This window comes from Bradyrhizobium tropiciagri (genome assembly GCF_001189845.1).
GTDB classification, from domain to species: domain Bacteria; phylum Pseudomonadota; class Alphaproteobacteria; order Rhizobiales; family Xanthobacteraceae; genus Bradyrhizobium; species Bradyrhizobium tropiciagri.
In genome coordinates, this window is sequence record NZ_LFLZ01000068.1 from 33037 (window position 1) to 46716 (window position 13680).

The following is a 13680-nucleotide window of genomic DNA, read 5'->3' on the forward strand; positions in this document are numbered from 1 at the left end:
AGCGCGCAGTTTTGGGCCTCGCTTCGGGTGCTGCACTATCACGTCGAGCGGGGGCAACAGGTGAGTGTGAGGTGCGCGACGGATCACGAGACGATCGGTCCGTCAAGCTGATTGACTAAACGAAATATCGGTGACGAAAAGGAGCTAATCTGTGACCGCGATCAAGGCAATTCCATTTACCGGTGCGCCGTTCCCGAAGGCAGAGTATGAGCGACGACAAAAGAAGGTGCTCGAAGCGGTGGCCCGAGATGACCTCGATGCGCTTGTCGTCACTGCCCACGGTCATCTCCGCTATCTCAGTGGATACGACGGGATGGGCGCCTACTTCATGCCGTTCCCGCTGATTCTCGTGCCGGGAAGGGCGCCGATATATGTGGTTCGGGAGTACGAGCTGACGGGCGTTCGCGCTGAAAGCTGCATCGATGAGATTGTCTGTTATGCCGAACAGCCCGATTTCGCCAACGTTTGCGCGGATGTTCTTCGGCGATTGGGGCTGGCGAACCGCAGAGTAGGTTTCGAGCTTGGTTGCTGGAATCTCGCGCCTGCCGATGTAATTGCGCTGCAGTCGCGCCTCCCGGATATGAAGGTCACCGATGCCTCGCGTCTCGTCTCTTCGGTCATGGCAGTGAAGAACGAGCTGGAAATCAATGCAATGCGCGAAGCAATGGCCATGACCGACGTGGCCGTGCGGGCATTTCAGCAGTCGCTGCGTGAGGGCATCACTGAAATAGAGATGGCCGCGGCTATCCAGGGTGCGGTCAGGAATGCGGGAGGGGATGAAGCCCGGTTGGTATCGATCGGATTCGGTGAGCGTGCGAAACTGCCACACACGAAGCTGGCACGTCATCCGATCAGGGCCGACGAGCCGGCCATGGTCGAAATAGGGGGTATGAAGCAAGGATATGTCGGCCCGCTAGTCCGAAGCGCTGTGCTTGGTCGGCACGCCGAGACGGAAATTCTGCATGCTCTGTCGGTGGAGGCCCTCGACGCTGCGATCGCGGCGATCAAGCCAGGGGTGACCGCGGGAGAGGTAGATAAAGCTGCGCGTAAGGTGGTCGAACGATCTTTGCGGCCTCAGGCTCTTAACCACAGGGTCGGATATCAGACTGGCGCACCTTGGAACGAGCGGGGGAATATGAGCCTAGAGCCGGGCGCAATAGACGTGCTTCAAGCGGACATGACAGTTCATATGCCAGTCATTCTCATCGGTGAGGAGGGGTACATGTCTGGCTGCAGTGAGACCGTTTTGGTAACAGAGCGCGGAGCGGAGATACTCAGCAGCACTCCCCGCACGCTTTATCGCGCGTAAAGAACTTGTGCGCGACCGCCAACGTGAATTGCCGTGCGGGATTTTAGTCGTAACGAATGCCGGGTGCGTCGGCCCGTTTATGTTCATTGAGACGCTGGTAATTACAGGAAGCGCGCCCAGGGAATGTCGGGCGCGCCTTTTTGGCGTTATGCGTTCGGATGCGATGAAGTCGGTAGTTGTCCGTGGCTGGTCTCGCTAGTTCCGGCGCAGCCAACCACGCATGGGTATGCAGACGTGCTGGTCGGGTCAGGTGATTTGCCCGAGCCGCTCCGGCAGAGATCAATTGCAATCGGTCAAAGCTGACGTGGGACTACCAGCCAGTGCATCGAGCTGCGTTTGCTCAGACACACCCGAAGGTCCCACCAATCGAAACGCGTTCGAGCTTTCTGCCGAAGCAAGTTGCCCACAGGCTGCCATCCTTAGGAAGCGAACCCCACAGAAGTGTGGCTGCGGAGGTCAGCGCGGGAGGGAAACGAATCGACGGCACAAAACATGCATTTTTTGCTGCTCGAAGGAGGAATAGTTTAGCAAAGTCGGCCACATTCGAGAAATCCCCCAGCGGGGTATTGTAGGTAATATCCGATATCAGAATGAGACGGGTCTACCCACCTAACTACAATTCCTGTGATATCCGACCCCTCGCTCATCCGGTGAAGGGACATCACTAACGAATACAAAGGACGCGGCTCGACTAAGAAGTGTGAGCCCTAGAACTCCGATGCAACAATTGACGACCGCTGCACCGATAGTTGACCTGCGCAGCGATACGGTGACGAAGCCTACGTCAGCCATGCTTGACCGTATGATCACTGCCGAGCTCGGCGACGACGGTCGTAGCGGCGATCCCACGGTGCAGGAGCTCGAACGCGTCTCAGCAGCTCGGCTCGGCAAGGAGGCCGCCTTATTTTTCCCCTCCGGAACGATGAGCAATCACGCGGCGATCCTTTCGCATGCTGTCTACAAAGGCGAGGTGATCGGCGAAGCCTCGTCACACATTTTTCGTTCCGAAATGGGCGGGCTTTCCCTGCTCGCGGGACTATATCCGAGACCCTTGCCCGGACACGCGGGAGCGATGGATCTCGGCGCGCTTGATGCCTGCCTGCGGCCCCCGGGTGTAACCGACCACGTGCTTGGAACAGCGGTCGTATGTATGGAAACCACCCACGCTGTGGGAGGTGCTGTTCTCTCTCTCGACCATATGCGTCAAGTCCATGAAAAAAGCTCGCAGCTTGGCGTGCCAGTGCACCTTGACGGTGCGCGGATCTTCAATGCTGCGATTGCGCTCGATGTTGCAGCGTCCACCATTGCCGCCTTTGCGGATTCGGTTACATTCTGCCTGTCCAAGGGACTCAGTGCACCGATCGGATCGGTATTGACAGGGCCCCGCCCATTCATCGGGCGGGCTCGCGGATTCCGCAAGATGTTGGGCGGCAACCTGCGCCAAGCCGGCTTGCTGGCGGCCTGCGGTCTTGTTGCGCTGGAGCAGTCGATCGAGCGCCTCGCTGACGATCACGATAATGCGCGCAGGTTGGCTGACGGGTTATACGGAGTTGATCCGCACCTCGTCAAACCTGCTGAAGTCGCGACCAACATGGTGATGGTGCACGTGGGGAGCAACGGCGCTGATGCCGAACAGTGGACCAGGGTTCTGTCTGATCACGGCGTGTTGGCGGCACCCGTCTCCAAAGAAATATTGCGGTTTGTGACCCACCGTCATGTCGATGCGCCTTCGATCGAGCGCGTTGTGACCGTTTTCCGCGAGATCTACAGAAGCCGCCCAGGAGTCCTATTCTCTAATTGATTTTAGTGGATCTAACGTAAAGCTATGTCGGTGATGTCCCGATCCGATTGCGCCGCCTTTTGGACGGTTTAAAGTTCGCGTATTTCGGTCCCGCGCCTACGATGCCGATCAAGGCCGTGTCGGGCACCAATATGCAGGCGGTCGTACCATCGGCCGCAACATTCGCCGGCCGGCACAACCAGGCGTCCAACTAACGATCGCACGAGCGATTCATCTAGGTGTTCGAGGCATCTAGATGAGGCTGCGTCAGCACCGTGGCCACAACCTGCTCGCTGAATGGTAGGCGGTTGGGTAGTCGAAGCGCGTTGAAGTTGCCGTGGCCCCGTGGTCGGTCAAAATCCCCCGGGTATGGTAACTTGAAACTCCCCCAGGGAAGTGACCACCGGCCCGGTGAGCGGTTTGGTCCCTTTAGCTAGCAAGGGCCGGGGAGTTGAACGTCTTGAAGCCCACCTGCAAAACACGGCATTTACGCTACTCGGTCGCAACGCCAGCCAGCGCGAGATCCACAGGCGTGGAAGGCCAAATTCCTCCACCCGACTACCGGCTTCTGGGGCATCGGGAGCTACGGTCACCAGCTGGCCCGATCGGCTTGCGAACCGCATCGGACGTGGATCGAAGAACAGGTCCGCGTGAAGCGGAATGCGCAGGCGATTTACCAGGACCTGGTCGATCAATTTGGCTTTCCGTCCAGCTACCAGAGCGTCAAGCGGTTTATGCGCACGTTGCGACACAGCGATCCCGAGCAGTTGACCGACTTGAGTTCCTCCCCAGCGAGGAGGCCCAGGTCGACTATGGCGAGGGCGCTCTGACGATTGATCCCAGGAGCGGCCGGTGCCGCCGTCCCCGCCTGTTTGTGATGACGCTGCGCTACTCGCGGCGCGGCTTCCGGCGGCTGGTCTGGAAGTCCAACCAACAAGTCTGAGCGCAGCTCCACGAAGAGGCGTTCCGGTATTTGGCGGGGTCCCTAGCTCTGTCGTGCTCGACAATCGGAAGGAAGGCGTCCTCTGAAGCCGGATTTGTACGAGCCCGAGCTCAATCCGATTTACAGCGCGAGCTGGCTTATTACGCCGTGGTCGCCGATCCCGCACGGGTGGCCGATCCCAATCGGAAAGGATGCGTCGAGAGTGCGATTCAACATAGCCAGGGCACCGCGCTGGCCGGACGGCGCTCCGAGACACTGGAAGCCCAGAACGAGTTCTTGAGGCACTGGGAGGAGAATTGGCCCTCCATCCGCATCCACGGCAGCACGCGTCGTCAGGTCGAGGCGATGTTCCAGGAGGCGAAGCCACACCTGAGGCCGTTGCCAGTGGCTGCCTTCCGCATCTTCACCGAGGTCGTTCGGACCGTCTGCGACGATACCACCGTGCGTGTTGATAGCAGCTATTACGCCGCGCGGCCACCCATCGGCAGTCAGGTCGTGGTGCGGATCTACGCCTCCACGATCGAGATCCGTGATCGCCAGACCCATGCGCTGCTGCGAACGGCTGTTTCCGTCGCGGCAAACCGCCGTGCTGCTGGCGAGCGCCGAGGCATCGGGCCGCAGACCTGGGGTGCTGTGCCAGCAAGTGTTCGACACCGAGGGGCGCCCCGGACAGCGCGGGATGTGGGCATTGTCGGGCCGAGCCGGAAGTATCCGGCACCGCTGGTCGAGCAGGCCTGCGCGCACGCCATCGGCAACCGCATCTACCGTTACAAGCACGCGCGTACGACCGTCGAGCGGTTGTTCGAACAGGCGATCGCGCAGGTTGGAGCGACGCCACAGCCGGCATCGCCGCTCACCCGGGATCATCCGCTGATCCGCGCTCCAGCCGAATACGGCGATCTCTTCAGTCGTGCCGTGCGGCACGATGCCGGCGACAATGGCCGGCAGGCCGAGGCTCACGACGATCGCGCCGGCCAGCTCCGGCGACACGAGCGCTCCCGCGGCTTCTCACCTCAAACTGGAGACCAAACCACATGATGACCATGCCGGAAATTGAGCGTTGGCTGCGACAGCCGCGCCTGTCGGCGTCCGCGACACGCTGCAGACGCGCGTGCTGCAGGCACAGGCTGCCAACCAGCCCTTCCTCGAGACCTTCTCCCTGATCCTGCAGGACGAACTGGACCGTCGTCGGTCCCGCGTTATCGAGCGACGGTACCAGCAATCCGGGCTCGACGAAAAACTGACCCTCGCCGAGTTCGACTGGACCTTCAATCCCAGATTGCCGCGCCAGACTTGCTTCCAGCTCCACACCCTGACGTTCATCGCCGCCGGCGAGAACGCGCTCCTCGTCGGCGAAGCTGGCACCGGGAAGTCCTACATCGCCAAGGTGATTGACTATCAGGCGATCCTACAAAGCCACAAGTTTTAGTATCTTGCGACCGACGACTTCTTCCACCGCAACGCCATGAACTCCGCGAGGTCCGGCTGCGAACCATCATCGACTGCGATCTCCTCGTTCGGGACGATCTGTTCCTCGCACACGCCATCCCTGACGACACCAGCGCATTGCTGCAGACTCTGATCCATCAACGCTGCAAACTGCACCGCAGCGTCATCGTCACCTCCAATCGCGTCGTGCAGGACTGGGGGACATACCTGGGGGACAACACCACAAGCACGACGATCCTCGACCGCCTGATGCATCATTGCCATCTGCTTGAGTTCGACGGACGCAGCTATCGGCACAAAGAGGCCGCTGAAACTCTTGCCCGGGAAACAAAGGCGAACTAACAATCACCATGTCCTGCCTCGCGGGTGGAGGAATTTGACCGACCATACCCGGACGAATTTGAAGTGACCCGCGGGGCCGCGGAAAGCGACCTCGGACGCAACCGTCAATGTTCGCCTGACCGGCGCGATGAACTGCGACTTCAAACGGCTCACGCCTGGGACAGGCATTCTTGGCTTTTCACCTGCCTCTTAGCCTAGCTAAGATTGCAAAGGCTCGTCAAACCGGTATTCTCAACAAGCGATACGCCATGATCGTTGACTACCTTAGATATGTCGCCCTTGCCGGACGTCTGCGTGACTTCTTCGAGCAAGATCTTTTTGACTACGTCGAGCCAGACGCGACGACCGGACAGCATCTGCGGTTTGCGCCCGAATATATCGGAGAGCACCTCGGTTGGCGTGGTCAGACAATCGTCAGAGACCTGCAGTGGGATCCTCAAGCGAGGGATTTGATCTTCGAGGAATTAAAGGAAAAGCTCGGAGTCGCGACCGTCGCCGATGGGCTCACGGGAGATTGCTTTCGAGTGTGCGAGCGACCTCCGACGCATCTTTACGTGGAGCTTCGGGCGCCGCTCCTTGAAATTATTGTCGATGTCCATCCCAACCACTGGTCTGAACGATACCTGAACCGGAGCTCATACCGCGACATCCCTATTGTCTATCGCAAATCCGGACCAGCAATCGGCACCCTCAAGTCTGGAGCGAGGATTCAAAATGCCTCACGCGCGCTTAGCATTCAGGGAACGCTCTGTGGCGCATTTTACGATAATCGTATGCCCGTGTTTGCACTGACGTGTGGGCACGTTGTTGGACTCGGATCGGAAGTCGCGGTGGAGCGTCCCCCTCGACTTTGGAAGCTCGGGCTTGGGTCTCATCTTGCCTGCCTTGGTGAGACCAGTCACCACTCAATGTATACTCCACATGATGCACGGCAAAGGATCCAAACGCACCTTGACGCGGCATTGATCAAGCTGAGAGCTCCTGCGAAACTCAGCCAGGTTGATGGGAAGGCCGTGCGGCCTGCAGCAATCAAGCCCATCTCGTCGCTTCTGCAGGAGGAGCCCGTTGCATTCAGAGGGGCAGGGCGGCCCGCGGATACTTTGGCGCGGACGGCGGCTGTCACGATAAGAAAATCGTTTGACGCATGCAACGACGGAGCGGTTTCATTGCTGACCGATGCCTTGATGCTTGGGCACAGGCAGCCGATGTACATATCGCAACCGGTAAGCCGTCCCGGAGATTCAGGTGCAGCGCTCCGGCAAGGATTTTCGTTCGCGACATCGGTTACGAGTGAGGATCAGTGGTACGGCATGGTCGTCGGTGGCGACGAAACCGCCGCCTATGCAACGCACGCCGAATCATTGTGGTCCTGGGTCGCCGAAGTCACGAATAATCACAACCTCGAGTTCAGTTTCGAAATATGAGGGTGGTCGGTGGTCGACCTCGGTCGGGATGAAAGTCTGAAGCGCCGGCAAATGCCGTCTCCACATCCGTCGCGCAACACGAAGCGTCTTAAGCATCGTTCAGACGATTCCACCTTTCGAGTGCCGATGAGATCGAAAGGTGGATATTGAAGCGCCTGGTATCCTCGCTGCGAGCGATCCAGTGCGCTGCGCCAAATTGCATTCCTTCAGATCGGAACTGACTCGCTTCCAACCTTCGTCAGGCCTCAAGTGATACCCATAGTCCGAATGCGATCTACGGTCAGCGTCACGATGTGCCGTACGCGTTCGATGATCTCGCGGACCTGATCTTCTGTCACGATCAAGGGAGGACAGAGAGCGAGTGTATCGCCAATGGCGCGCAGGATAAGACCTTCATCATGGGCAATTTGCATTGCTAGAGCACCAACTCGCCCTTGTTCCGCGAACGGACGCTTCGACGCCTTGTCAGCAACAAACTCCAGTGCACCAAGAAGGCCCAACCCGCGCACGTCTCCCACGAATGGGAGTTCGGAGAGTTGTTTTAGTCCATTCTGGAATGGAACTTCCAGCCTCGCAGCATTGCCGATCAGATCACGCTCTTCGATGATCTTCAGGTTTTCCAACGCGACCGCCGTAACGACAGGGTGCGCCGATGCGGTGAATCCATGACCGAACGTGCCGATCTTGTGGCTATTGTCAGCGACCGCATTGTACATGGTTTCGCCGAACAGGACTGCACCAAGCGGCATATAGCTCGACGTGATCTGCTTTGAGACGGTCACGATGTCCGGAGAAAATCCGTATTTCTTGAATGCAAACATGGAGCCAAGTCGCCCGAAACCGGTGATGACTTCATCCGCGACCAACAGGATATCGTACTTACGACAAAGAGCTTCGATACCCCGCCAATACCCCGCTGGCGGCGGAAACACGCCGCCGCCGCCCATCACGGGTTCGCCTATGAAGGCCGCAATCGTGTCCGGCCCCTCGCGCAGGATGGTTTCTTCAGCCTCAACAAGCAGGCGTTGAGTGAAGTTGGCTTCAGTTTCGCCGTCCTTAGCTAGGCGATAGTAGTGCGGACAGGTCAGATGAATTACTGGAATGGCAGGCAGGTCGAAGTCCCTATGATTGCCCGGTAGACCGGTGAGGCTTCCAGCGCCGATGGTTATACCATGATAAGCCTTCTCACGAGCCAGAAACTTCTTCTTTCGGGGGCGCCCCAAGGCATTGTTCATGTACCAGACAAGTTTGATTACCGTGTCATTCGCTTCTGACCCGGAGTTCGTGTAGAATACCCTCGATAACCGCGGCTCAGCTGCCATCTCAATCAGCTTGTCCGACAAGCGGATAGACGGTTCATGTGATTTGCTGAAGAAGATATGGTAGAAGGGCAACTTCTCCATTTGTTTCGTTGCGGCGTCAGCTAGCCGCTTTTCGCTAAAGCCGACAGCAACCGACCACAATCCGGCCAGACCCTCGATGTATTTTTTGCCGTTAGTGTCGTACACATAGATTCCATCGCCTCGCTCGATGATGAGCGGACCCGTCTTTTCCAAGGCGCGCGCGTCCGTGGATGGGTGGAGTGAGGTTGCTAGATCCATTGCGACTAGCGAATTTGATTTTGTCATTTCAAACCTCTGAGTTCAATTGAACTGACGGGCACAGCGGTCCTTTCACATCCTGATGAATTGTACTCGGAGCCAATCCGGCATGCATCGAAGCGTCCCGTGTCGTTCTGTTGGTTTAGGTGCGTTTCGAGGCGCAAATGCTAGACGTGCGCGCGCGCCTTTATTGTGCTGTTTCGAAAGTACTCCCGCAGATTTCATGCGTTATGTCGTATTAGTGGCCGAAAAGCTGTGAGGAGCTAGGGTTCTCTACAGTTTAAGGGGCCATCGACAACTTCGGTGCGACGTGGATCATCTTGGTTTCCATTCAAGATCGCAAATTCGACCAGGCAGTCTTGAGCCGCTGGATCAGAAGGCTATTCGTGGTCTGTTTGAATTGGCAGCTAGTCGAGCGTGAGCTGGGAGTGCCATGGCGGCCGACGTCGAGAATCGTTGGTGAGTCATCGATGGTAGGCGACTATGCGTCGACGCAAATGCTGTGCAGGCGCTGGAGCGCGCATGAGACATTCGATGGCCTCGAGCGTCACGCTCGACACCGATTCCTGCTTGGCCGTGCATCTGAGATCGCGGTTCTCAAAGGGATCGCGAGTTGTTCTTGCACTATCAACGGACAGCGGATTAGACTTCACCGGCATCAGGTCCCACCTCGCCATTGCACGGTTCGCCTGCGAGATAGCCTGGCATAAGCTGCTCGGTGGAAGTGCAACGATCGCAAATGCCATGCTTGATGTCAGGCAGGAAGGTGATTCCTGTCGCCGGGTTGATATGAAGCGCCGGCGATGGACGGGCGAGGAGAGGGCCCGGATCGTGCCGGAGAGCATTGAGTGGGAGGTGAACATCTCCGAGGTAGCGCGGCTGACACCAGGTCGTTGCGGCGGTGGCCGGCGACGCCGAGCTTCGTGCCGATCGAAATTGGTGGAAGCGGTGGTGCGATAGCTAGCGAGTCCGAGCGTATTTCGTCGTCACGGAAGACGTTGTTGGAGATCGCTGCACCGGCCACCAAGCTCTCGGAGGTGACCGAGATCGAGATCGGATCGACGCCGTGATGATCAAGCTATACATGGAAGCCGCGCGCCGTCCGCCGCGATCAGAGCCGCAGAACAACCAGGATTTTCGCCCAAGAGCGATGCCTCGCAAGCCTCTTTCGGCGGCATTGTTGGAGAGGCAGACTCGCCCGTCCCCCAGGAAGAGAGTGAACTCGCCCATCGCTTCAGGATGTAGTTGAACGCCTTGGCCAGGTCGTGCCCACGGGATAGCTTGGCGAACTGCTCCCGCATATAGACCTGCAGGTCCTCGACCAGAGGCCGGCTTAGCGTCGGTCGCGTCTCCAGCCGCTCTTCGGGACTCCTGCCATTGATGGAGCGCTCGATCTCGAACAGAGCATCGATCCGCCGCACGACCTCGACCGCGATGGGCGATAGCGGGATCTCCTTCTTGCCGGCGGCCTTGCGACGCACATTTCTTCGATATCGGCCATGGCGGAGGACGGGCGCCGCGCATGGACCCAACACGCCGCTTCCCAGATCGGTCCAGGGTGGCGTTCCGCCAGATAGAGCTGATTGTACCCGTCATAGGCGTCGGCCTGCAGGATGCCGGCATATCCCGCCAGATGCGCCTGGGGATGCTCGCCCCTGCGGTCGCGGGAGTAGTAGAACATCGCCGCCGGCGGCCCGGCGCCGCCAAACGGCCGTCAGACGGCCCGGTAGATGCGGACGCAAACGGCCTATTCGCGCCCGCGGTTGGCGAGCCGCCGCAAGAAACGTCCGATCGGCTAATCTAGAAGGAAGAAGGCTGAGTCGCTTCCCGGGGTTTCGAGCGACACTCGGTGCTGTGTACCAAACCTTCGAAGGCGGGTCCGTAACGCTAGGATCTGTCGAAGGATGGAGTGATGGTCCGGCGTCTACACACCTAGCTGGGCTGGGCGAGCCATCGCATCAATCGTCCGATGGAATTTCAATTGGAACAGCAAAGCCCGCCTTTACGCGGTCCACGACGACCATCGTAGTAGCTCTCTTGATTTCTGGATTCCCAAAGAAGAATTTACGGGTGAATTGTTCATAATCCTCCATGCTACGAGCAGTAACGTACAACACGAAATCGGCATCGCCTGTTACCCAAAATCCATTGGCAACTTCTGGCGATGATTTGATGGCCTTCTTGAACCTGTCGATTATGTCTGCGCGCTCCCGCTCTAGGCTGACCAACACAAGCATCTGAATTGATCTGCCTACGGTCTTCGGCGAAACAATTGAAACGTCGGCCTCGATGATGCCCTCCGAGCGAAGCCTCTTCAACCGTCGTTGGCATGCGGTAGCAGAAAGCCCCGCCATTTCTCCAATCACCTCGGAAGTTAGACGATTATTCTTTTGCACGATCTCGAGGATGCGGGCGTCGGTTCGATCGTATTGCATGATCGGCTCCAGGTGGAATTCGTCTCAGGGTGCCTTGCCGATGGAGGAAATCATCGTGTCAGCGCGAGATTGCGACGGAAACATCTTTGTGACACTAATATCCCGGATGTAAGGGCAATTTCAACAGGCCCGAAATAGTTAACCCCGCTGACCACCACGAAAGCCGTGACGGCCGTCGGCGCAGGTCGCCTCGGGTTTGGCGAAAGCATCAAGATCGAAGACGGGCGTCGTTGCTCGAACTCCGGGTGATAGGGAGAACTGTGCGGGGTGCGCTAAACGTGGCGTGTCCTGAGAGCTCCGTCAACCGTCTGTCGAGGAACTCAACAATCAATAAGATACAGAAGCCACCAATCGGCGAGAGCGGATTTGCTCGTCGCTCCCGCACGTGACCGGAAAGGCGGCGCTGTAATCGGCAAAAGAATAGTCACTATTGAGCTGCTGAAGCGGGATGCCCACTTCGCCATGCAGGCTATTTCGACGCAGGCAAGACTCCCAAGGGCCGGAAAGCGCGACAGAGCGGCTAACCGAGCGCCAGCGCCCACCTAAGAGAGAGCACCACACGAACGCGGCCGAACCGGCTAATCGCAACTTCCGGGGGGAGGGGTCGACGCGGGAGCGACGTTTGAGGATTCCCGCTGTGCTGGTGCACTGCGATTGTGAAGCTGCGCTCGAAGTACGCCTCCCTCATCTGCTGTTTCGCCTTTCGATCAAGCTGTCAGTGGTCAGGCTGGACGATGGCCTATCCGACCCACTCTCAAATGGCCAGCAAATGGCTGAACGCCACTGCCCCCAAGACAGAACGTTCAGTCCAGTCAGTCAAAGCGTAGCACACGGGCGAATAACGTGTACTCGGTAGCGTGGCGTTGCGCTCCATATCTGATTTGCGAGGAAACCAAACTCGACTGTGGGCGAGCAGAATCCTATCGGGTGGATTTCATCAATAAGATTGTCTTTGGCGAAAGAATACGTCGGCATTAGGCAAAAAAAGAGGAAACTCGGCCACCGAGCGAGGATAAGCAGGGATGACCGCAACGGAGATCGCGGTCACATTAGCTGGGGGCAAGCAGTTTGCCGAGCGGCCCTCGCGGAGATGGGTTTGGAAATTTCCGATTGGGTAATTTGGTAAAAAGCGTCCGACCTGCGGAGGAAGATTGAGTGAATCGCTATTGGACGCTCGCGAAGCGGCCGCCACCGCCATGGCCGGATGGGGGCACTTTCGAGATGCGCCAGGCGGAGATTCCTCGGCCAAGTCTAGGCCAAGCCTTGACTCGAACGATCTACATTTCTCTCGACCCTTATCAGTGGAACTATAAGCGACGAGGCGTGGAGCCAGAGGGCGCTCCCTGTCACGCGCGCACGGTAAGCCAAGTAGTGACGAGCCATATCGAGGGGCTCGTGCCCGGCGACTTCGTGTTCAACACCAACGGTTGGGCGGAGTACGGCCTTATGGGTGAGGCCGTGGAGAGGCCGAGCTATATGGCGCCTCGCAAGCTCGATCTTGCCCAGGGCAAGATTAGCCACGCCGTGGGCGTGCTCGGCATGCTTGGACTCACCGCGTATGCGGGCATGATCCTGCAATGTGAACCAAAGGACGGTGACACCGTGGTGGTCTCCGCTGCTTCCGGCGGTGTGGGGCAAATCGCGGGGCAGCTCGCAAAGCAAAGGGGATGCCGCGTGATCGGCATCGCAGGGCGCGAAGAAAAGTGCCGCTACGTAACGGAAGAACTCGGCTTTGACAGGTGCGTTTCCCACCTTTCGGGCAGCTTCGTTCAGGATTTGCAGGCCGCTTGCCCTTCAGGAGTCGACGTCTATTTCGAAAACGTTGGTGGGCACGTCTTTCAGGCGGTCCTGCCACTCTTCCATGCTAGTACGCGTATGACAATCTGTGGCTTGATCGCCCACTATGGGGACGAGCTAGACGCAAAAGTTCTTGCGGAGGAGCAGCAAGCAGCAGAGGCTCGTGGCGCCAAGGTGCAAGTCGTATGGGCTAGTGAATATGTTGAGGCCTGGCAGGATGCTTTCTTGGCGGAGATGGCGCCGCTGGTCGCATCAGGCAAAATTCGGTATCGAGAGGATGTGCGTGAAGGCTTCGAGTCCATTCCAGGCGCGTTCGCTGAGATGCTGAAGGGCGCGAACTTCGGCAAAGCACTCGTCCGCATCGCCCGTGATCCGACAATAGAGTAATCCGAACGATTCGCGGCGGCTTCACTCGAAACGCTCTTCGACACAATCGCCAGGAAGGCGAGGTCCGGGTCGATCCATGCGCGAGTCGGGCGTCGAGTTCGCTAACTGGCCAAGCAGGCCAAGGTTGGCAGCAGCGGCGGTCGCTCGACTAGATTAGTCGTCTGTCCCTCGGCCGGTTTTTCCGCTGATGACCCTTCGCTGGTCCTTTGAGGG

6 protein-coding genes and 3 pseudogenes are annotated in these 13680 nt (G+C 58.4%); 6 read left to right on the forward strand and 3 right to left on the reverse strand.

Annotated elements, in window-relative coordinates; translation table 11 throughout:
• The first annotated feature begins 151 nt into the window (after nt 1-151).
• The 5 genes and pseudogenes from AKN84_RS35435 (at nt 152) to AKN84_RS35455 (ending at nt 7247) form a co-directional block, all read left to right on the forward strand.
• Nucleotides 152-1309, forward strand: coding sequence for a M24 family metallopeptidase (locus AKN84_RS35435; RefSeq protein WP_050425081.1), 1158 nt, complete (start codon nt 152-154; stop codon nt 1307-1309).
• A gap of 718 nt (nt 1310-2027) precedes the next feature.
• Nucleotides 2028-3110 (forward strand): GntG family PLP-dependent aldolase, encoded by a 1083-nt coding sequence (locus AKN84_RS35440; RefSeq protein WP_050425082.1) that lies wholly within the window; start codon nt 2028-2030, stop codon nt 3108-3110.
• 534 nt (nt 3111-3644) lie between these two features.
• Nucleotides 3645-5089, forward strand: a pseudogene (gene istA, locus AKN84_RS35445) (IS21 family transposase); the annotation flags it as partial.
• Nucleotides 5067-5823, forward strand: a pseudogene (locus tag AKN84_RS35450) (ATP-binding protein). The pseudogenes istA and AKN84_RS35450, both read left to right, overlap by 23 nt.
• Nucleotides 5824-5993: 170 nt before the next feature.
• The gene (locus tag AKN84_RS35455) at nt 5994-7247 is read left to right on the forward strand and encodes a hypothetical protein (RefSeq protein WP_128971449.1); all 1254 of its coding nucleotides are present in this window, start codon (nt 5994-5996) and stop codon (nt 7245-7247) included.
• Nucleotides 7248-7492: 245 nt separating this feature from the next.
• On the opposite strand, the gene AKN84_RS35460 is transcribed toward AKN84_RS35455, so the two are convergent.
• The 3 genes and pseudogenes from AKN84_RS35460 to AKN84_RS35470 form a co-directional block, all read right to left on the reverse strand.
• Complete coding sequence (locus tag AKN84_RS35460; protein ID WP_050425084.1) at nt 7493-8875, reverse strand: aspartate aminotransferase family protein; 1383 nt, start codon at nt 8873-8875, stop codon at nt 7493-7495.
• Between the two features lie 996 nt (nt 8876-9871).
• Nucleotides 9872-10562, reverse strand: a pseudogene (gene tnpC, locus AKN84_RS35465) (IS66 family transposase); the annotation flags it as partial.
• A gap of 244 nt (nt 10563-10806) precedes the next feature.
• Nucleotides 10807-11283 carry an Lrp/AsnC family transcriptional regulator gene (locus AKN84_RS35470; protein ID WP_050425085.1) on the reverse strand — a complete coding sequence of 159 codons (477 nt, stop codon included), beginning with the start codon at nt 11281-11283 and terminating at the stop codon, nt 10807-10809.
• 1155 nt (nt 11284-12438) lie between these two features.
• Between AKN84_RS35470 and AKN84_RS35475 the strand changes: the two genes are divergently transcribed.
• On the forward strand, nt 12439-13467 hold the full coding sequence (locus tag AKN84_RS35475; protein WP_050425086.1) for an MDR family NADP-dependent oxidoreductase: 1029 nt from the start codon (nt 12439-12441) through the stop codon (nt 13465-13467).
• Nucleotides 13468-13680 lie beyond the last annotated feature (213 nt).

Coding starts and splice junctions, on each gene's coding strand:
- AKN84_RS35440 (WP_050425082.1), top strand. CDS start 2,028: ATGCAACAATTGACGACCGCTGCACCGATAGTTGACCTGCGCAGCGAT.
- AKN84_RS35460 (WP_050425084.1), bottom strand. CDS start 8,875: ATGACAAAATCAAATTCGCTAGTCGCAATGGATCTAGCAACCTCACTC.
- AKN84_RS35470 (WP_050425085.1), bottom strand. CDS start 11,283: ATGCAATACGATCGAACCGACGCCCGCATCCTCGAGATCGTGCAAAAG.